Source organism: Roseibium sp. (assembly GCF_965216085.1).
Lineage (GTDB): Bacteria > Pseudomonadota > Alphaproteobacteria > Rhizobiales > Stappiaceae > Roseibium.
On record NZ_OZ244138.1, the window covers coordinates 5,919,897 to 5,939,722 of the forward strand.

Below are 19,826 nucleotides of genomic sequence, written 5' to 3' on the forward strand. Positions count from 1 at the left end.
TCCAGTTATTGCCAGCCGCGATCAATGGCCTCCCTTTCCTCAGAAGCAGACAACGGCTCGCTTTCTGGCTCGCTGTCTCCCCGGAACTGGGATCTTTGTGGTGCCAGAGAAACACCGGTATTTCGAGATCCCGGCGATTGTGCGGCATTTGAGGGATTATTCTCTGGACTGGCTGTTTGGCCACTCCTGTCGCTTGATGGCCCTTCTGGTCCGCTGCCTTCCCGGTCCGACATGCTTTCTTGGGCGCCACCATCCGGACCGTCGCGATCACCGCCACGACCTCCGCCGCCTCGGCCTTCGCCATCGGAACCGCCACGATCTCCGCCGCCCCGGCCCTCACCATCGGAACCGCCACGATCTCCGCCGCCTCGGCCTTCACCATCGGAACCGCCGCGGTCGCCGCCGCCTCGGCCTTCACCATCGGAACCGCCGCGGTCGCCACCGCCCCGGCCTTCACCATTGGAATCGCCGCGATCTCCGCCTCCTCGGCCTTCGCCACCGCCACCACGGTCTCCGCCGCCCCGGCCGCCACCATTGCCGCCGCCGTCTCCGCCGCCCCGGCCATCAGATTCAGCGGCTGCGGCGATGGTTGTTTTCTGGTCAATCAAGGGGCTGAAGTAGACACAGGAAAACACCAGCACCGCAGCCACCACACCGGGCAGACGACGCACCATCGCAGAGAGGCGGTCATGCGATGGCGTCTGGCGGGTGTGTTTCATATAGGTTTGATTTTTCAAGGCTTGCGTTCGCTCGCTTTAACGTGCCGGGTAGGCTTTCCTTTATAGAACCCTTAGATGACCCTGTTCCTTCCCTCAATGTAGTCAAATTTTTGCCGGGATCAAAAGCGTTACTCGGGTGTTGTAGTCTTCAAGAGAGGCCTGGCGGAGAACTTCTTGTCTGAAGAAACACTGAAAGCGGAGATGATCCGCCTGATACCGAAGCTCAGAAGTTTCGCCTTACGGCTGTGCCGGAACCCGGATCAGGCGGACGATTTGGTGCAAACTGCTTGTGAACGGGCGATCCGGTCGCTGGATCAGTTTGATCCGGCAACCCGCCTGGACAGCTGGATGTTCCGGATCTTGCAAAATCTCTATTTCAATACGCAGCGCGATACCGCCAACCGCGCCCGGCTGTTTGAGAAAGCAATGTTTGACTACGACGATACATTCGACGGTCAAAGGGCGGCCGTTTCCAGTTTGGAGCTACAGCAAGTCCGGCGTTTTATCGAGCAGTTGGACGACGATAACCGCACGGTTTTGATGATGATCGCAGTGGACGGACGCACCTATAAAGATGTCGCGGAGGAGCTGCAGGTTCCTATCGGAACCGTGACCAGCCGTCTGGCGCGGGCCCGGCTGAAATTGCGGGACTGGCTAAACTCCGGCAAGGCATCGGAAACAACATCCCAATCGGCATCTTCGGGGAGGGTGTCATGACGTTTGACGAAAAGAAAGTTCAGGTCGATCTGGCCCAGGAAATTGGGCTCCTCTTGGATGGGGAAACGTCTCCTGAAGAACGCGAAGCCTTGTTAAAGCGCCTTGAAGGATCGGCCGAGAGTGCGGACCTTTTGGATCAGATGGCCGCCGATCAGCGACTGCTTCAAGAAGCCCTACCAGCTCACATTCCCGAATCGTCCCTCAAGAAGCTGGAAAGCGTGATTGACCGGGAGTTCGAACGCCGGCTGCCTCAAACAAAACCGGAAACCAACTGGACCCGCGCGATCGTTTATCTTGCAGCGTCCCTTGTTTTGGTGGCCGGCACCTTTGCGTCCACGAATTTCTGGATGCAATCACGTATGGATCAGGCCGTCGCATCCTTGGCTGCCCATATGGAAACGGAGCGACTGCTTCTGGCACAAACGGTACAAGAAGCATTGGAAACCAAAGTCAGCGGCGAACCGGTCTATATCGGCCAGGATGGAAACTGGTCTGAAATTCTGACGCCGATTCAGACCTACAAGAGCAAAAGTGGCCATTGGTGCCGGCAATATCTGCGTCAAACCCGCTTTGGAAAATTGGATATGACCATTCGCGGAACCGCTTGCCGGGATGAAAATGGTGTTTGGACCACTGTGTTCGCTGAACCGGTTTCCGACAATTTTTCTCCGGAGACCCCCGGCATTTAGGATCCTTATTCCAAATTCCGGTCTTCTGGCCAACTTCACCGCAACCTTTTGCCGCGCTGCCGTAATGTCATGTTTGCGACGCAACCTTGGCAAAGCACGGCAAATTACATGTTTAGACCTTTTGCTGCGATTGACAGCTGCCGCGCAGGTCAGTACCGTCCCGCGCCATGCGCCACGGTTGGCTTGTTTCCGCCGTTTGTGACGAAATGTTGCAAGATGGAGCAAGTCCTTTAATGCGGTGCGGTGAAAGCCGGCCCAGCAAGAGGTTGAGACCAAATGAAAATCCTCGTCCCCGTAAAACGGGTCATCGACTATAACGTGAAAGTCCGCGTCAAGCCGGACGGTTCTGGTGTGGATCTTGCCAACGTCAAGATGTCCATGAACCCGTTTGACGAAATCTCCGTGGAAGAAGCTTTGCGGCTGAAGGAAGCCGGCAAGGCAACCGAAGTCGTCGTTGTTTCTGTGGGCCCGCAGCAGGCAACTGAAACCCTGCGTACCGGCCTGGCAATGGGGGCTGACCGCGGCATTCTGGTCAAGACAGACGAAACCACTGAGCCGCTGGCCGTTGCCAAAATCCTAAAAGGCATCGTTGAAGCTGAAGAGCCGGGCCTTGTGATCCTCGGCAAACAAGCGATCGACGACGACTGCAACCAGACTGGTCAGATGCTGTCTGCGCTTCTCGGTTGGAGCCAGGGCACATTTGCGTCCAAGGTTGATCTTGGTGATGGCACTGTCGATGTCACCCGCGAAGTTGACGGCGGCCTGCAGACCGTCAAGCTGAAGCTTCCGGCCATCGTCACCACGGACCTGCGCCTCAATGAGCCGCGTTATGCGTCCCTGCCGAACATCATGAAGGCCAAGAAGAAGCCGATCGACGAGAAGACCCCGGACGATTTTGGTGTCGATATCGCACCGCGCCTGACGGTTGTTACCACAACCGAGCCGCCGGCACGTGAAGCAGGCATCAAGGTTGGCTCCGTGAGCGAACTTGTCGACAAACTCAAGAACGAAGCTGGTGTCCTTTAAGGGCCGTCGCAGGAGGAAAGAAAATGACAACACTTCTTGTGGCTGAACACGCTGGCGGCGCTCTGAACGATGCAACCGCAAAAGCCATGACCGCTGCCGTAGCGCTCGGTTCTGATGTCCATGTCCTGGTTGCCGGTAAAGGCGTACAGGCTGTTGCCGAAGCTGCCGCGAAATTGACCGGCGCTGCGAAAGTCCTGGTTGCTGAAAGTGACGCCTTGGAACACCAGCTGGCTGAGCCGACAGCTGACTTGATCGTCGGTCTTGCTGGCGACTATGACGCAATCGTTGCGCCGGCAACTGCCAACGGCAAAAACACACTGCCGCGGGTCGCTGCTTTGCTTGACGTCATGCAGATCTCTGACGTTACCGCCGTTGTCGACGCTGAGACTTTTGAGCGTCCGATCTACGCTGGTAACGCCATCCAGACTGTCAAATCGGGTGATGCGAAAAAAGTTATCACCGTCCGGACATCCACTTTTGCTGCGGCAGAAGAAGGTGGCTCCGCTGCTGTAGAAGCAGTGGCAGGCACAGACGGCTCAGGCCTGTCCGAGTTTGTCGGTGAGGAACTGTCCAAGTCCGACCGTCCGGAACTGACTTCCGCCAAGATCATCATCTCCGGTGGTCGTGCACTCGGCTCTGAAGAGAAGTTCCAAGAAGTCATCATGCCGGTTGCCGATGCTCTCGGTGCCGCTGTCGGTGCGTCACGCGCTGCTGTAGACGCTGGTTACGCACCGAACGACTGGCAAGTTGGCCAAACCGGTAAGGTGGTTGCGCCGGATCTCTACATTGCCTGCGGCATCTCCGGTGCCATTCAGCACCTTGCTGGCATGAAGGATTCCAAAGTGATCGTTGCGATCAACAAGGACGAAGAGGCGCCGATCTTCCAGGTTGCCGACTACGGCCTGGTCGCGGATTTGTTCGAAGTTCTGCCGGAACTGAAGGCGTCCGTGGAATAACACCTGCGGCAAATTGATCACGGGCCCCGGGGTGAATGTCAGTTTTCGTCCCGGGGTTCTTGCTGTTCGGCTCAAGACTTGCCAAAAATAGCCGCAACAGGCCGTGAAAGGCATTTCATTTAGATCGGATATTCAGATGGCAGTCGAAATCAAAAAAATCGGCGTGATTGGCGCGGGTCAAATGGGCAGCGGTATTGCGCATGTATGTGCACTTGCTGGCTACGACGTCGGCTTAAGCGATATCTCCATGGAACGGATCGAATCCGGTCTGGCCTCGATCAACGGCAATATGGCCCGCCAGGTCTCCAAGTCGATCATTACCGAAGAAGAACGCACTGGCGCTCTCAGCCGCCTCAAGGCTGTTGAAGATGTCGATCTTTTGAGCGATGCGGATCTGGTGATTGAATCAGCTGTTGAGAATGAGCAGGTCAAACGCAAGATCTTCTCCCAGTTGTGCCCGATCCTGAAGCCGGAAGCCATTCTGGCAACCAACACCTCTTCCATTTCTATCACCCGGCTTGCTGCGACGACGGACCGCCCGGAACGATTCATCGGTATTCATTTCATGAATCCAGTGCCGATCATGGAATTGGTTGAGTTGGTGCGCGGTATTGCGACCGAAGACGAGACGTTCGAAGCGTCCAAACAATTCTGCGATCGCTTGGGCAAACAAATCGCAGTTGCTGAAGATTTCCCGGCCTTTATGGTCAACCGCATCCTGCTGCCGATGATCAACGAAGCGATCTATACCCTTTACGAAGGTGTTGGTTCGGTTGAATCCATCGATAAGGCGATGAAGCTTGGCGCCAACCACCCGATGGGTCCGCTGCAGCTGGCCGACTTCATTGGCCTCGACACCTGCCTGTCGATCATGCAGGTGCTCTATGAAGGCTTGGCGGACACCAAATACCGGCCATGTCCGCTTTTGGTGAAGTACGTCGAGGCAGGCTGGCTCGGCCGCAAAACCCAGCGTGGTTTTTATGATTACCGCGGCGACGTTCCGGTGCCGACCCGCTAAGTCCGCCTCGTGAATCTTGCCCGCTACTGCCTGATCAACGCCAACCCAAATCCGGCCAAAACTGCGCTGGAAGTGGTTGGCGCGCGCGGTGAGCGTTTAGAAACCTGGACATATGGCGATCTGACCCGGTCGGTTCTCGCTGTCGCAGCCGGTTTCAAGGCGGAAGGTTTAAATCCCGGCGACCGGGTTCTCCTGCGGATCGGCCACTCCAGCGATTTTCCGCTCCTGTTTTTTGGGGCCATTGCTGCCGGGCTGGTCCCAGTGCCGACATCAGCGCTGCTGACATCTCTGGAAACGAACACGATCCTCGCAGATTGTGGTGCTGCTCTGGTGATCCATGATGGCAAAACTTCATTGCCAGATACCGGTGCCGCGAGGTTCTTTGGTCCGAAAGAAATTGAAAAACTCAAACAGGCAGCGCCTGGCGATTTTGCCGAAACCCATGCCGATGACCCGGCCTTTTTAATCTACACCTCCGGTACCAGTGGCACCCCAAAGGGCGTTTTACATGCTCAGCGGTCTGCCGCGGCACGAGCGCCGATGTATCAGGGCTGGTACGGCATTAGCGCAGAAGACAGGTTGCTGCATGCAGGGGCGTTTAATTGGACCTACACTCTTGGTGTCGGCCTGATGGACCCCTGGGCCAATGGTGCGACAAGCGTTGTATATGACGGGCCACGCGATCCACATGTCTGGCCGGAAATTCTTGAAACCAGTAAGGCCACATTGTTTGCGGCAGTTCCTAGCCTTTACCGGCGTATTTTGAAGTATGGCGAGATCACACAGAACTCGTTTCGGAACCTGCGTCATGGCCTGACGGCGGGGGAAGCCCTACAGGCCGCGCTTTATCACGACTGGAAAGAGCGAAGCGGACGGGAGCTCTATGAAGCGCTCGGCATGAGCGAGATTTCTACCTATCTTTCAAGCAGTCCCGGCGTACCAGTCAAGCCCGGGTCTCCCGGCCGGCCGCAACCCGGCCGCAAAGTCGCCATTTTGGATGAGGGTTCGGAAGTGGCCCAGCCTGCGACTGCAGATACACCAGGACTTTTGGCCGTTCATCGCGATGAACCGGGCCTCATGCTCGGCTATTGGAACCGCCCAGTCGACACCAGTGCCGCATTTCTTGGCGACTGGTTCCTGACGGGTGATAGGGCCCGCGAGGATGCCGACGGCTACTATTGGTATGAGGGGCGCGCTGACGACCTGATGAATGCGTTTGGGTATCGGGTTGCGCCGGAAGAAGTTGAACGGGCATTGGCGGCGCACCCTAGCGTCTCAGAAGTTGCCGTCACTGCTGTTCCCGCGGGCTCTGGGGTCGAGCTGATCACCGCTTTTGTGGTGCCCGCAGCGCCGGACAGTTTCAGCGAAGATGAGCTTGCCGCTTTTGCCGTGGAAAGGCTTGCCGACTATAAACGTCCGAAGGTCTACCGGCCCGTTGCCGAATTGCCGCGCACCCCATCGGGAAAGGTTCAACGCAAGGCTCTGAGTAAAACCTAAACTCCGCAGAAGTGCTGTAAGTTTTTGTTAACCCTCGTTTAAGGCCCGTCTCCTATGATCAGCGCATCATCAGGAGACCAAGATGGACAGCGTTGGACTAGCCAACACATTTGTAGCTATGAACCAGGCCCAGACCGGCCAGGCGATTCAGGCTGAAATGATGAAAATGGCAGCCCAACAAGACGCCAATCTCGTAGCACTCCTTCAACAGGGCGCAGAAAACCTGCAGTCCACCCAGGCAACCCCTCCTCCAGGCCTTGGCGGTCAGGTCGACGTCACCGCCTGATTTCCTGGAAACAATTCCAATCTGTCGGCGGATCCATTACCGCTATTTGTTTCGTGCTTTGCAAAGCACTGGTGACTTTACTTTGCGTTTCGCCCGGTGTTCAGCACTGCCGCAGCTCGTGCCTGAGACCAATGACTGCCTGACCTTTGTAAAAATGTATATAAAATCAGATTTTTGAGTAGAATTCATTCAAATTATAATCAAATTGCTCAAGAAAAAGAAAACCCGCATCAACGCTGCTTTTCAGTATTTCCCTCATTTTTCCTAGTTTCGCTAAAATTGCGCCTAAATAGCTAAGAGTCTGAAACCAAGAATTGGTAAGACGATGCCAGAAGGTATTGGATACGGATCAGCTTTGGCTTTCCGGCCGTCTTTGCAAGTTCCGCGGATCGATCAGGTTGCGGAGCAGGCACAAACGATCAACGCCAAGCAGTCCGCAGCTGTTGCCGAGACCGTTCAACGGCAAGCAAATTTCAGCGCTAACAGGGCTGAAACCTTGTCGCGTCAGGCCGAGCAGCTGCAACAACGTGCACAGCCTGCCAACCTTGGAGCAGGTTTGGGCAAAAGGCTGGATATTTCCGTGTAACAGGAAATCCAGCCAAATCATTGCGCCAAAGGAGTATTGAGTATGGCGAGCGTATCTGACAGCACATCCTCACAAGCGGCCTATAATACGGCCAATGTGCGCAGTGAGCTGGCGGCGAATGCGGTTCGTGATCAGAACGATCAGGAACGCCAAGTCGCAGAGCGGCTTGAGGAGGCTCAGGCCACCAATGAAGAGGACCGCCGCGAGCAGCGGCAGATCCCAGGCCTTGGCGAAGCCGTCGACATTACTGTCTGAGTGATTTTTGCGGAGGCGATTACGCCTCCGGTTTTCCCATCGCTGCGTTGATCAGCGCTTTGGCCTCGCCGGATGCCCATTCCGCGGGGCCATACATCGTTCCGACTTCGCAGCCGTCCGGGCTGATCAAGATAGTTGTCGGCAGTCCCGTAGCGCGGGCAACTTTCCGCAAGTCTTTCAAGAGCCCGTTTGAAGCGTCGGAATAATAGGCGAGATGGCCGACGCCAATCTCGTCCAAAAAGGCTTTAGGTTTCTCCGGTCCACCACGGTCCAGATTGACTGCGACCACTTCAAAACCTTCATTGCCGAGATCCGCCTGAAGCTCATCCAGAGCGGGCATTTCCTTGCGGCACGGCGCACACCAGGTGGCCCACAGGTTCAAAAGAACGGTCCGGTCTTTGAAACCGGCCATGGTGATCAGTTGATCGTCTGGTCCCTTGAACGTTAGCCCGCTCAGGTCAAGCGGCTGGCTCGCCGGCAGGAAGGCAGCCACCTCTCCCTTGGCATGTGGCGTGGCCGCTTCTGCAGAAACCAGCGCCGCCGAACAGCTTTCGCCCCCAGCGTTGTTGCCATTTTGGCCGTTGATCACGTATAGAGCCGCTACAGCGGCCACGACACCCGCCAGCCCAGCGGCATAAAAGCTTCGTCTGGAGGACTTGGCAGGTTCGGTAGGCTTCGTCATTCGTTCACACCTCGCAAGGGGCGCCTCTTAAAGGACAGGACATGAGCAATCGCATGTGGGGCGGCCGGTTCGCCGAAGGACCGGACGCCATCATGGAGGAAATCAACGCCTCCATCGATTACGACAAGAAGCTATATAAGCAAGACATTGACGGCTCAAAAGCCCATGTGCGCATGCTCGCGGAAAAAGACATTGTGACGCGGGACGATGCCGACAAGATCGTTCAAGGTCTAGACACAATCCTGTCAGAAATCGAAAACGGCGAATTCAAGTTTTCCCGCGCGCTGGAAGATATTCATATGAATATCGAAGCACGGCTGGCGGAGTTGATTGGTCCGGCGGCTGGACGCTTGCACACGGCCCGTTCGCGCAACGACCAGGTTGCGACGGATTTCCGCCTGTGGGTGCGTGATACGCTGGATACGCTCGATGATCAGCTGACCGAACTGATGCAGGTGCTGGCTGAAAAGGCTGAGACACATGCCGGGGATGTCATGCCGGGCTTTACGCACCTTCAGTCCGCCCAGCCGGTAACCTTTGGCCATCATTTGCTCGCCTATGTCGAAATGTTTGCGCGCGACCGTGGTCGGGTGCGCGATGCCCGCAAACGCATGAACGAATGCCCGCTGGGGTCTGCAGCACTTGCCGGAACATCCTTCCCGATTGATCGCAAGATGACCGCGGAAGCGCTCGGCTTCGACCGTCCAACCGCAAACTCGCTTGATGCCGTATCTGATCGGGACTTCGTCATTGAGGCATTGTCCGCCGCTTCCTTGGCTGCGATGCACTTGTCCCGTCTGGCGGAAGAAATCGTCGTTTGGTGCTCGGCGCAGTTCGGTTTTGTCAAATTGTCCGACAAGTTCTCCACCGGCTCTTCGATCATGCCGCAAAAGAAAAATCCGGATGCGGCCGAACTGGTGCGCGCCAAGACGGGCCGGATCTACGGATCATTGCAAGCGCTTCTGGTGATGATGAAAGGGCTGCCGCTCGCCTATTCTAAGGATATGCAAGAAGACAAGGAACAGGCCTTTGACGGACTTGCCAGCATTTCTTTGGCGCTGGCGGCCATGACGGGAATGATGCGCGATCTCGAACCGGTAACAAAGTCCATGAAAAAGGCGGCCGGTTCTGGTTATTCCACCGCAACTGACCTCGCCGACTGGCTGGTCCGGGTGCTTGGCCTGCCGTTCCGGGATGCCCATCATGTCACCGGCGCGATTGTGGCGATCGCCGTTGAGAAGAACGTCGAGCTGCACAAGGTCACTTTGGAAGAAATGCAGGCCGTGGAACCGAAGATCACGGACGAAATCTTCTCTGTGCTGTCGGTCGACAAATCCGTCCGTAGCCGGGTGAGCTACGGCGGCACATCACCAGTGAATGTGCGCAAACAAGCGCGCCGCTGGCTCAAGGACCTGGCCAAAGCCTGATTGCCGCCCGCAATTCCAGCATGACAGGCGAGACTGGCCTTGCCCATTTCAGTCTGTCATGCGAGGAGAGAGCAGAATGATTTATTCGCCACAAGGGTTGAGCCAAAAAGGGCTGTGATGGTGACGACACGCCGCTTGAAGATATTTGCGATGACCGGCATTTGCCTGGGCCTGGTATTGGCCGGATGCGGGCGCAAGTCGGCACTTGAGGTGCCTGGCGCTGCAACTCAGGCACCGGCAAACACCGCTGCTTCAGAATCCAATGTTCCGGCAGCCGGGACATCCGAGCCTGCGGCCCCGGCATCTAACGGTGGCTTCATCTTGGATCCGTTGATCGGCCAATAGGGGCGAAAGTCCGAAAACTTCAGAACACCAAGCTGTACGGGGTATTCCCTTGCATCATTTCGACTATAAAGGCGGCGCCCTATTTGCTGAAGGCGTGGCCATTGAAGATATCGCCCGTGAAGTTGGGACGCCGTTTTATGTCTATTCAACGGCAACATTGACCCGGCACTACGAGGTGTTTTCCTCTGCCTTTGCCGATATCCCATCGCTGGTCTGTTATGCGATGAAGGCCAATTCCAACCAGGCTGTGCTTGCGACCCTGGCGCAGCTTGGTGCCGGCATGGATGTGGTCTCGGAAGGCGAATTGCGCCGTGCACGGGCAGCTGGCGTGCCGGCAGAAAAGATTGTTTTTTCGGGGGTTGGCAAAACCGAAGCCGAACAGGCCTATGCGCTGGAAGAAGACATCCTGTGCTTTAACGTCGAATCCGAGCCGGAACTGCACCAACTCTCTCGCGTGGCAACACAAATGGGCAAGACGGCCCGGGTGTCCATGCGCATCAATCCGGACGTCGACGCCAAGACCCACGCCAAAATCGCGACCGGCAAAGCGGAAAACAAATTCGGTATTCCGTGGCAGCGCGCGCGGGAAGTCTATGCGGAAGCTGCCAGCCTTCCCGGCCTGAAAGTGACCGGCATTGATATGCACATCGGGTCTCAAATCACCGAGCTGGAGCCGTTCGACAATGCCTTTGCCCGGCTCGGAGAGCTGATTACAGACCTCAGAAGTCAGGGTCATGCGATTGATCACGTCGATCTCGGTGGGGGTCTCGGAATTCCATATGTCACCGATAATGATCCGCCGCCGCACCCGGACGCTTATGCCGAAGTGGTGAAAAAGCACGTCCGGGAACTCGATTGTAAAGTCATGTTCGAGCCGGGACGGATGATCGCAGGTAACGCCGGGATCTTGGTGACCAAAGTTATTTACGTCAAAGACGGTGCGGACAAAAAATTCGTCATCGTCGACGGCGGCATGAATGATCTTATCCGGCCAACACTTTATGAGGCCTATCACGAAGTCCGCCCAGTGACGGAGCCAGACCCGGATTCGGATCGAATCACGGCCGACATCGTGGGTCCGGTATGCGAAACTGGTGACTTTTTGGCCCAAAACAGGGATATGCCCAAAGTAAACGCCGGAGAAATGCTCGCCGTTTATTCCGCTGGAGCCTACGGTGCTGTTCAGTCCAGCACCTATAACTCCCGGCTTTTGGTGCCGGAAGTCCTCGTAAATGCTGATCAATTTGCGGTAATCCGGCCCCGGCCAAGCTTTCAAGAATTGCTCGATCTCGACAAAATCCCGGATTGGCTCAACAACTCGTGACAAAATCCTCCGGAAATTAGTTGTTTCAGCAACTTGCCGGACAGCTCTTGATGCCTCACTCTTATAGAGATGGGCAGATCAAGGTGTTGGTCGCTGTCGGCCATCAGCCTCTGCAGAGGATCCGGAGGTGCTTTTGAGCACGAGTGACGACAAACCGGGCAATTCCGGGCATGTGTCCGCGGAACACTTCGGTTGGCTGGCGGTCATCCAATCGCGGCTGAACCGGCTTGTCCGGCACAGCAAATGGGCACTGTTTGTTGAACGGTGCTGGCGGGCCCTCTTTCCGCTTCTGATTGTCATTGCGCTCTTCGTCGGAGTTTCTTGGCTTGGTCTTTGGCTGATATTACCGGTTTGGGCCGGGCCGATCGGCGTTGCCCTCTTTGTCCTTGCCGCAATCTGGGTTTCCAAGGACCTGTTCCGCTTGTCCTGGCCGACCCGTGGTGAAGCGCTTCACCGGGTCGAGCAATCCTCTAAATTTGGCCACCAGCCGCTCACGACTTTGGAAGACGAGCTGTCCGTTGGAGCCGGTGATCGCAAAAGCGAAGCAATCTGGGCGTTGCATCAGCGGCGGACCGCGCAAGCTCTGGCTGAGATCAAGTCAAAGGCACCCGATCCGAGAGCTTACCGCCGTGACCCGCTGGCTATCCGTGTGCTGGCGGTTTGTTTTATTCTGATTGGTTATTTCGCAGCAGGGCCGCATCTCAATGACCGGCTCGCCTCAGCGTTCAGGAATCCATTTACGACAGTCGAACCTCCAAGCCGCCTGGATGCTTGGGTCACGCCGCCACTCTACACCAGCGAGCCGCCGATTTATCTGACCGGTGAAAGTGCTCAGTTGCGGGATGCTGGAGCACCAATTTCGGTTCCCGAGGGGTCTGTTCTTGTTGTCCGCACGCAAGGCGCCAAAGAACTCACGATGACCTTCTCTGAAGGCGCTGATGGTGAAGCCGAGACCATTGAACCGTCTGAATCCGGCCTTCAATCAAGCGCGCAATCCGGCATGGCATTGCCGGAAGAGCGGCGTCTTACACTTGAGACCACCGGTGTCGTCGATCTGATCGCGGGTGAAGAGCCATTCTTGAGTTTTGTCTTTGCCGTGCGCCCGGATCATGAACCAGAAATACGTCTGACAGATGACCCGGAGGAACAGCTCAGCGGCGCCCTCAAATTCTCCTATCTGGTCAATGACGACTATGGGGTCATTTCCGCCGAAGCACGGATTGCGCCACTGCCGGATCCGGAAAAGGAAGGGCACGTGCCGCGACCACTGGTCGAGGCACCCATTTTCCCGTTGTCTCTGCCGCCGCAGGCAGGAACTGCCAAAACGGGCGAAACCATTCGCGATCTGACCTCTCATCCATGGGCGGGCTCGGAAGTGGACTTGACCCTGGCTGCAAGAGATCAGGCCGGGCAAGAGGGGCGGTCTCCAGATTACCGGATCACGCTACCGCAACGGCGGTTCGGAAAACCGCTGGCGAGGGCTGTTGTCGAACAACGGCGCAATCTCGCCCTCGACGCACAAAGCCATCCTGGTGTGATTATGGCGTTTGATGCCATGATGATGGCGCCGGAAGTGTTCAAAGTGGAGGTGCGCACGTATCTGGGCATGGATTTCGCTTACCGTCAGCTTGTGAATGCCCAATCAGACGAAGAACTGAAGGCTTTGCTGCCGCTTTTATGGGACTTGGCGCTGTCAATCGAAGATGGCGATTTGTCGATGGCCGAGCGCAAACTGCGCGAAGCCCAGGAGGCTTTGCGCAAGGCCCTTGAGGAAGGCGCAAGCGACGAGGAGATCGCAAAGCTCACCAAAGAACTGCGTGAAGCTCTGAACGAATACATGCAAGCGCTCGCAGAACAAATGCAGCGCAATCCGCAGACAATGCAGCCTTTCAACAGTGATCAGCAAACGCTCAGCCAGCAAGATCTGAGCGAGATGCTCGACCGGATCGAAGAGCTGGCCCGCACGGGATCCCGCGATGCTGCCCGGGAATTGCTCGCCCAGATGCAGCAGATGCTGGAAAATCTGCAGGCCGGACGGCCGCAGATGATGCCCAACAACATGTCCAGCGAAATGATGGAGATGCTCAATCAGTTGGGTGAGATGATCCAGCGTCAGCAACAGCTGATGGACGAAACCCATAATTTTAACCAGGATCAGCAGCAACAGCGCCGGAATCGCCAGCAGCAAAGTCAGCAACAGCAAGGCCAGGGCCAACAGCAGCAGCTTTCAAAAGAGCAACTGCAGCAAATGCTGGATCAGTTGCAGCAGGGACAAGGCGAACTGGCGCAAAAGCTGCAAGAGCTGAGAGACCAGATGAACCAGAACGGCATGGGCGAGAATGAAGCGCTTGGCGAAGCTGGCGAGTCCATGGGTCAGGCTCAAGAATCCCTCGGCGAAGGCCAAGGCCAGCAAGCTCTTGGCCAACAGGGAGAAGCGCTGGATGCCTTGCGCCGGGGTGCGCAAGGGATGACCGAACAAATGATGGGCCAGGGCGAAGGTGCGGGCTCTCCGAGTGGCCCATCCCCGATGGATGAAGATCCGCTTGGCCGGCCGCGTAGGACCGAAGGTCCGGATTTCAACAACCGTGTCCAAATCCCGGATGAGATCGACGTGCAACGAGCCCGCCGGATCTTGGAAGAACTGCGCCGCAGGTTCTCAGATCCCTCCCGGCCCAAACTTGAACTGGACTATCTGGAGCGCTTGCTCAAGCGCTACTAAGAAGCGTCGTCCTATCAGATACTAAAAAACCCCGCTCGAAGCGGGGTTTTTCATGAATTCTTGTTGGACCCGGTTAAGCGTAACGCCGCGCCGCTTGAGGTTCAGTTCCAGAAATTGCTCCGCGGACCGCAGCGCGGATGTCTGAGAGCGAAAATGGTTTGGTGACCACATCATGCACCAGAGAATCGAGGCCACTTGCCCGTTCGCGCTGATCTGCAAAACCGGTCATCAAGAGGATCGGTAACTCTGGATAGTCGCGGGCTGTATGGAGTGCGAGGGCAATCCCGTCCATAACCGGCATCTTGATGTCAGATAAAAGGAGGTCGTAACCGCCTTTTTCCCGGGTCAGGATTTCCACCGCTTCGCCGCCGTCTTCAGCCGGATCCACCGTGTGGCCATCCAGTTCCAGCGCCCTCTTTACGAAGCTGCGCACTGCTTCATCATCTTCAGTAAGAAGAATGCGAGCCATGCTCACTCTCCTGTATTGCCGTCCGCTGCCGCCGCCTCTGGGGCAACCACGTATCCTATAAAAGGCAACTGCCGCCAGGCGTGCCCCATGTCCATACCGTATCCGACGACAAACTTATCAGGACAGGTAAACCCAACGTAATCTGCAGATATGGCAGCTTTACGGCGCTCGGGTTTATCGAGCAAAGCTGCAATCTGCACCGACTTGGCGCCCCGGTTCATCAACCGGTCCTTCGCAAATGCCAAGGTCCGGCCGGATTCCAGGATATCATCTACCAGAATTATGTCTCGGCCGTTAACGTCACTTTCGACATCGCGTAAAATACGAATATCCTGGCTTTCCGTGCCAGCGCCATAACTAGATAGATGGATAAATTCCATCTCCGGTTCAAGGCCAACACGGTGCATTGCGCGCACCAAATCAGCGGCAAAGATGAAACTGCCCTTCAAAACGGCAACCACCAGCAGGCGTTCCGGCTGGGCCTTGGTGATTTCACCGGCAAGCGCCCCAACACGCTCTGCAATGGTGGTTTCGTCGTAAAGTGTATGGATGTTGGCTGTCATGGTCACTCAAGAACAATATTGCGCTGGCCGCGGTCAACAAACCGCACCTGAATGTCAGAAGCTCCTGTCGGCGGATCTGCGAGGATGGTCCTAAACCGGGTTTCATCCAAGCCGTTAAGCTTCTGGGTGCGGGGTTCGACAGTCCAGGCATAGACTTCTTGTAAATCTGCGCTTCTGATGGACAGCCGGACTGCTGGCACGCTGTTTGTTTCTTCCTGTAGATTTCGGATAGAGCCTTCTACAACAAGAACCCGCCTGCCGTCTTCCACTTCCATGAAGGTTCTTAGATTTCTGAACTCCAGTCCGCGCAAATTCACTTCCATCCCTACCATCTGGTAGAGACTTGCAAGATCTGGCGATTGTTTGACCAGTGTATCGCGCATTAAGACGAGCAAAGCCGTCAAAGCCACCGCACCGCCGAATAGGGCGACGCCGCCAATGCGCCGGAAGTTCCGCCGGAATACCCACTCTATTAGGGCGCCAATCCTGTTTTTCCGGAACTTGTTCGGATTGACCTTGATTTTGGGGCGCTTAGCCAGAGTTTCGATGTCAGCGGCATTGGGGTCTGTTGGTGCGTCTTCCTCGGCCGTTTCGGCGGCAAATCCGCTATCCCCATCGCTGGGGGTTTCTTTGGGGGGAGGCGGCGGAGAGGCCGTTGCCGGCACTTCTTCGGGCGTGTCATCATCGTCGCCGGCAATTTCAGAATCGTCCTGGTCGTCGCCATCTTCAGCCGCATCTGCAGCCCAATCAGCTTCGTCCTTTACGGGATCATCTGCCGCCGCGGTCTCTTTTGCAGGTTTTTCGTCGGCAGCATCGGCTTCGAAAGCCGCCGTATCATCGTTCTCTGGTTTGGGGGCGACAAACCAGCGGTTTCCGCATTTGGCGCATTTCACACTGCGCCCTTCAGCCCCGAGAGCTTCAGGCTTGATCTCGTAAGATGTGCTGCAGTCCGGACAGGTGATCTTCATTTGTGAAGACCTTTCGCCTTGGCTTCCTTAGGCAACCCCCACATAAATGGAGGTGTGGCCTCAAACTGTGTCACAGTGTAATCGATTGGCATGAAATCCGGCATGAAATATTGGACAACGGCCAGTGCGTTCGATCACGGACTTTCCTGTGCACAGTGGACCTTTATATGATTAATGCTTCGTTAACGGCGCGCGGATAGCGTGCGCTCCATCAACAGGAGTTGCGGGTGTGATCCGTTTTGAAAATGTCGGATTAAGATATGGCATGGGTCCAGAGATCCTACAGGATTTGACCTTCCAGATTGAACCGCAATCCTTTCAGTTTTTAACTGGCCCATCCGGCGCTGGAAAAACCAGCTTGATCCGGCTTTTGTTCATGTCGCTCCGGCCGACCCGCGGGTTGATCAACGTTTTTGGCCGGGACATGAGTATCATTGGCAAGGATGAACTGCCCGCGCTCCGGCGCAAAGTCGGTGTGGTTTTTCAAGATTTCCGGCTTCTAGACCATCTGACAACCTATGAAAACGTCGCTTTGCCGCTGCGGGTTGCGGGAAAAGACGAAGCAGACTATCGCTCGGATGTGATTGATCTGCTCAAATGGGTCGGTCTTGGCGACCGGATGCATGTTCTGCCCCCGGTCCTCTCCGGCGGTGAAAAACAGCGCGCGGCAATTGCCCGTGCCTTGATCACGCGTCCGGATGTTTTGTTAGCGGATGAGCCCACTGGTAACGTCGACCCGCCGCTGGCGCGCCGGTTGTTGCGTCTCTTTATTGAATTGAACAAACTTGGAACGTCGGTTGTTATTGCAACGCATGATGTCGCCCTTCTGGAACAGGTGGATGCCCGGCGCATGGTCTTGGCAGACGGCCGTCTCACGATTTTTGATTAGGCAGATAATGGCAGACACCGACAAACCTCAGAAATCGAAAGCACCGGACGTTTCCGTCCGGCCGCAAAAACGTGCTGAGAAGTCAAAGCGACCGAAACGCAGGCCCGCACCCAAAGCCAAAGCCAAACCTGCTCCGCAAGGTGAAGATGCCAAACTGCGCCCGGCCGCAGCAATCGTTCCGCCGCAATCAGTCGCAGGCCGAGCGCTAACGCTGGTGGTCGCAATCATGAGCTTCCTCGCGTGCTTGACCGTTGGTGGGGTCTCGGTGGTTTGGGATGCGGCCGATGCCTGGCAAAACGACCTGGTGCGTGAAATTACCATCCAAATCCGGCCTGCTGAGGGCGTCGACATGCTGCGTGAGATCGACAAGGCCGTCGCGCTCGCCCAAGAGTTTTCTGGAATTGGGTCCGTGCGCGCGCTCTCAGATGCAGAGACGAAAGCGTTGCTGGAGCCCTGGCTTGGAGATGGCCTTCAACTGGAAGGGTTGCCAGTTCCGCGCCTTATTCAAATTACGCTCGCCGATCCGGCCCTTCTGAATTTGGACCAGCTCCGTGCCACCATCAGGCAAAATGTCACAGGAGCGAGCGTCGATGATCATTCCGTGTGGACATCACGCCTGTCCGCAATGGCTGGGACGGTGGTCGCCGGCGGTTTTGCGATCATGGTGCTCGTCCTCGGGTCTATGGTTTTAAGTGTCGTATTTGCCACCCAAGCGGCTATGGCGGGCAATAAGGACGTTGTCTCTGTGCTGCATTTTGTGGGGGCGGAAGACTCGTTTATTGCCCGGGAATTTCAACGGCATTTCCTGGTGCTTGGCCTAAAAGGAGGCGTTTCCGGCGGGCTTGTGGCGATCGTTTGTTTTGTTCTTTTGGACACGATGACACGACAGGGAACCGGACAAGTCAGCTCTGATCAATTGTCTGCACTTTTTGGATCGGTGTCAGTTAGCCTACCCGGCTATTTCGGCGTCTTTGGCGTTGTCTTTCTGGTTGCTGTGCTGACAGCGCTGACATCCGGGCTTGCAGTCAAGGCACATCTTGCAAAAGTAGATTGATTTTTTTGTGAAAATGCCGCGAAATTGGCCGAATCATTTTCTATGGTCACCTTATGACGCAAGCAAACTCTGCTCTTGGAGCAGATGGCAATGAAGGGACAACCCTACCGGTCAGCCGGCGTGAGCCTGAGGTGCACATGCCTGCACGGGAGCGTGCGGCCAAAAACTCATCTGACGATCCAGGGAAAAAGAAACGCTTCGGCTTGCGTACCTTGGCTGTTGCCGTACTAACGGCCTTTGTTGCGGGAAGCCTCCTCCAATTTGCGCAATTCGCTCATCACGTGGCGACAACGGAAGTTCCGGCAAGTGCGCAGGCAGATGCAATTGTGGTGCTTACCGGCGGCCAGGAAAGGGTGAGCGAAGCGGTGCGCTTGTTGGAAGAAGGCCGCGGGGAACGTCTTCTGATTTCTGGTGTACATCCGGGCACGACACGAAAACAGCTTGCTGCAGTTACTGAGTCTGCCAAGCCGCTGGAAGCAGGCAGTGTCGAACTGGACCGGGAAGCTCTCAACACAGCAGAAAATGCGACTGAAACGGCGAACTGGGTTCGCAAGAACGGCTTTGATTCCTTGTTGGTGGTCACCAGCGCGTATCATCTGCCTCGAGCAACTGCAGAACTATCCGGAGCTTTGCCGGATGTGCAGTTGATCGGCTATCCGGTCTTTGCCAAGGATCTCCAGCTGGACGCTTGGCACACCAAACCGGCTACGATCCGTCTTCTCATCCGTGAATATGTGAAGTATACCGTCGCTCGGCTAAGAATTGCTGTGCGCGGTATGAGCTGAGATCTCGGCTCATCGGCAGCGCAATTCCCGGCAAGTGATCCCGCCAAGCTTCACAGGTCCCATGCTGCTTTTGCGTTCTACGGTTTTTCAGATCCTCTTTTATTCAGTCACGCTTGTGCAAATGCTGCTGTATTTGCCGGTGCTTTTGTTGCCGCGAAAATATGGCTGGTGGATTCCGAACATCTGGGCAAAGTCGCTGGTGCTGTTGATGCGCTATATCGTCGGCTTGAAAGTCGAATTTCGCGGCCGCGAGAACTTGCCGAGTTGCGGTTACATCGCCGCCATGAAACACCAGTCGGCTTGGGAAACGGTCGGCCTTATTCAGCTGTTTCCAAGGCCCGCCTTCATCTTGAAGCGGGAACTCAACTGGCTGCCGCTTTTTGGCTGGTATACGACAAAATATGATCAGATCCCGATCAATCGTGGCAAGCGTTCTGAAGCTCTCGCAGCCATGATGGAAGCGGCAAAAGAAAAGATTGACGACAACCGGCAAATTCTGATTTTCCCGGAAGGTACGCGCCGCCCAGCCGGCGCAGAGCCGAAGTACAAGTTCGGGATCGCGCATCTTTACAAGAAATTGCAGTGTCCCGTTGTGCCGATTGCGCATAATGCCGGTGTCTACTGGCCGCGCGCATCTTTTATCGTGCACCCCGGTACCGTGATTGTCGAAATTCTTCCGCCGATCGAACCAGGTCTGTCGCCGGACGAGTTTTACGAAAAGATGGTTTCCGACATTGAGACTGCGAGTAATCGTCTCATCGAAGAAGCCCGGTCTGAGGCGAATCCATCTCCTGTTCTAGAGAGTATCCCGGCTGCCAAAGGCGTCTAGAGCGCCGGGCGAAAACGTTAAAA

22 protein-coding genes are annotated in these 19,826 nt (G+C 56.1%); 17 read left to right on the top strand and 5 right to left on the bottom strand.

All coding sequences use genetic code 11. The annotated features are described in order from the left end of the window. Positions 1-5: 5 nt before the first annotated feature. On the bottom strand, positions 6-737 hold the full coding sequence (locus tag ACOOFE_RS27680; protein WP_420412994.1) for a hypothetical protein: 732 nt from the start codon (positions 735-737) through the stop codon (positions 6-8). A gap of 156 nt (positions 738-893) precedes the next feature. On the opposite strand from ACOOFE_RS27680, the gene ACOOFE_RS27685 reads away from it, so the two are divergent. The 9 genes from ACOOFE_RS27685 (at position 894) to ACOOFE_RS27725 (ending at position 7,749) form a co-directional block, all read left to right on the top strand. Continuing rightward, positions 894-1,436 carry an RNA polymerase sigma factor gene (locus ACOOFE_RS27685; RefSeq protein WP_420412995.1) on the top strand — a complete coding sequence of 181 codons (543 nt, stop codon included), beginning with the start codon at positions 894-896 and terminating at the stop codon, positions 1,434-1,436. After that, positions 1,433-2,125: a hypothetical protein gene (locus tag ACOOFE_RS27690; RefSeq protein ID WP_420412996.1), complete on the top strand. Its 693-nt coding sequence runs from the start codon at positions 1,433-1,435 to the stop codon at positions 2,123-2,125. Before ACOOFE_RS27685 ends, ACOOFE_RS27690 begins: the two co-directional genes overlap by 4 nt. Before the next feature lie 276 nt (positions 2,126-2,401). Next, on the top strand, positions 2,402-3,151 hold the full coding sequence (locus tag ACOOFE_RS27695) for an electron transfer flavoprotein subunit beta/FixA family protein (RefSeq protein WP_141184427.1): 750 nt from the start codon (positions 2,402-2,404) through the stop codon (positions 3,149-3,151). A gap of 23 nt (positions 3,152-3,174) precedes the next feature. Further along, positions 3,175-4,107 carry an electron transfer flavoprotein subunit alpha/FixB family protein gene (locus tag ACOOFE_RS27700; protein WP_420412997.1) on the top strand — a complete coding sequence of 311 codons (933 nt, stop codon included), beginning with the start codon at positions 3,175-3,177 and terminating at the stop codon, positions 4,105-4,107. Between the two features lie 136 nt (positions 4,108-4,243). Beyond that, a complete protein-coding gene (locus ACOOFE_RS27705; protein WP_141184429.1) occupies positions 4,244-5,125 on the top strand; it encodes a 3-hydroxybutyryl-CoA dehydrogenase in 882 nt (293 codons plus the stop codon). Between the two features lie 9 nt (positions 5,126-5,134). Then, positions 5,135-6,622, top strand: a complete 1,488-nt coding sequence (locus ACOOFE_RS27710; protein WP_420412998.1) for an acyl-CoA synthetase — start codon at positions 5,135-5,137, stop codon at positions 6,620-6,622. A gap of 82 nt (positions 6,623-6,704) precedes the next feature. Continuing rightward, on the top strand, positions 6,705-6,908 hold the full coding sequence (locus ACOOFE_RS27715) for a putative motility protein (RefSeq protein WP_420412999.1): 204 nt from the start codon (positions 6,705-6,707) through the stop codon (positions 6,906-6,908). Positions 6,909-7,233: 325 nt separating this feature from the next. Then, the gene (locus tag ACOOFE_RS27720; protein ID WP_420413000.1) at positions 7,234-7,494 is read left to right on the top strand and encodes a hypothetical protein; all 261 of its coding nucleotides are present in this window, start codon (positions 7,234-7,236) and stop codon (positions 7,492-7,494) included. Positions 7,495-7,536: 42 nt separating this feature from the next. Continuing rightward, complete coding sequence (locus ACOOFE_RS27725) at positions 7,537-7,749, top strand: hypothetical protein (protein WP_420413001.1); 213 nt, start codon at positions 7,537-7,539, stop codon at positions 7,747-7,749. Between the two features lie 19 nt (positions 7,750-7,768). On the opposite strand, the gene tlpA is transcribed toward ACOOFE_RS27725, so the two are convergent. Continuing rightward, positions 7,769-8,431 (bottom strand): thiol:disulfide interchange protein TlpA, encoded by a 663-nt coding sequence (gene tlpA / locus ACOOFE_RS27730; protein WP_420413002.1) that lies wholly within the window; start codon positions 8,429-8,431, stop codon positions 7,769-7,771. Positions 8,432-8,472: 41 nt separating this feature from the next. Between tlpA and argH the strand changes: the two genes are divergently transcribed. The 4 genes from argH (at position 8,473) to ACOOFE_RS27750 (ending at position 14,246) form a co-directional block, all read left to right on the top strand. Further along, positions 8,473-9,858, top strand: coding sequence for an argininosuccinate lyase (gene argH, locus ACOOFE_RS27735; protein ID WP_420413003.1), 1,386 nt, complete (start codon positions 8,473-8,475; stop codon positions 9,856-9,858). 117 nt (positions 9,859-9,975) lie between these two features. Then, positions 9,976-10,203 (top strand): lipoprotein, encoded by a 228-nt coding sequence (locus ACOOFE_RS27740; RefSeq protein WP_141184436.1) that lies wholly within the window; start codon positions 9,976-9,978, stop codon positions 10,201-10,203. Positions 10,204-10,252: 49 nt separating this feature from the next. Beyond that, on the top strand, positions 10,253-11,527 hold the full coding sequence (gene lysA / locus ACOOFE_RS27745; RefSeq protein WP_420413004.1) for a diaminopimelate decarboxylase: 1,275 nt from the start codon (positions 10,253-10,255) through the stop codon (positions 11,525-11,527). 127 nt (positions 11,528-11,654) lie between these two features. Beyond that, complete coding sequence (locus ACOOFE_RS27750; RefSeq protein WP_420413005.1) at positions 11,655-14,246, top strand: TIGR02302 family protein; 2,592 nt, start codon at positions 11,655-11,657, stop codon at positions 14,244-14,246. Between the two features lie 73 nt (positions 14,247-14,319). Here ACOOFE_RS27750 and ACOOFE_RS27755 read toward each other — a convergent pair whose 3' ends face one another. From ACOOFE_RS27755 to ACOOFE_RS27765, 3 genes are read right to left on the bottom strand one after another with little or no spacing between them, the layout of a single operon-like run. After that, on the bottom strand, positions 14,320-14,715 hold the full coding sequence (locus ACOOFE_RS27755) for a response regulator (protein ID WP_420413006.1): 396 nt from the start codon (positions 14,713-14,715) through the stop codon (positions 14,320-14,322). A 2-nt stretch (positions 14,716-14,717) separates the two neighbouring features. Then, positions 14,718-15,278: a hypoxanthine phosphoribosyltransferase gene (gene hpt, locus ACOOFE_RS27760; protein WP_420413007.1), complete on the bottom strand. Its 561-nt coding sequence runs from the start codon at positions 15,276-15,278 to the stop codon at positions 14,718-14,720. 2 nt (positions 15,279-15,280) lie between these two features. Continuing rightward, positions 15,281-16,246 (bottom strand): zinc-ribbon domain-containing protein, encoded by a 966-nt coding sequence (locus tag ACOOFE_RS27765; protein ID WP_420413008.1) that lies wholly within the window; start codon positions 16,244-16,246, stop codon positions 15,281-15,283. 229 nt (positions 16,247-16,475) lie between these two features. Between ACOOFE_RS27765 and ftsE the strand changes: the two genes are divergently transcribed. The 4 genes from ftsE to ACOOFE_RS27785 all read left to right on the top strand — a co-directional run bounded on the left by ftsE (position 16,476) and on the right by ACOOFE_RS27785 (position 19,803). After that, positions 16,476-17,135, top strand: a complete 660-nt coding sequence (gene ftsE / locus ACOOFE_RS27770) for a cell division ATP-binding protein FtsE (protein ID WP_141184442.1) — start codon at positions 16,476-16,478, stop codon at positions 17,133-17,135. A gap of 7 nt (positions 17,136-17,142) precedes the next feature. Next, positions 17,143-18,189 carry a cell division protein FtsX gene (locus tag ACOOFE_RS27775; RefSeq protein ID WP_420413009.1) on the top strand — a complete coding sequence of 349 codons (1,047 nt, stop codon included), beginning with the start codon at positions 17,143-17,145 and terminating at the stop codon, positions 18,187-18,189. Positions 18,190-18,242: 53 nt separating this feature from the next. Further along, complete coding sequence (locus ACOOFE_RS27780) at positions 18,243-18,974, top strand: YdcF family protein (protein WP_420413010.1); 732 nt, start codon at positions 18,243-18,245, stop codon at positions 18,972-18,974. A 61-nt stretch (positions 18,975-19,035) separates the two neighbouring features. Then, positions 19,036-19,803: a lysophospholipid acyltransferase family protein gene (locus tag ACOOFE_RS27785; RefSeq protein ID WP_420413011.1), complete on the top strand. Its 768-nt coding sequence runs from the start codon at positions 19,036-19,038 to the stop codon at positions 19,801-19,803. The last annotated feature ends 23 nt before the right edge of the window (positions 19,804-19,826 follow it).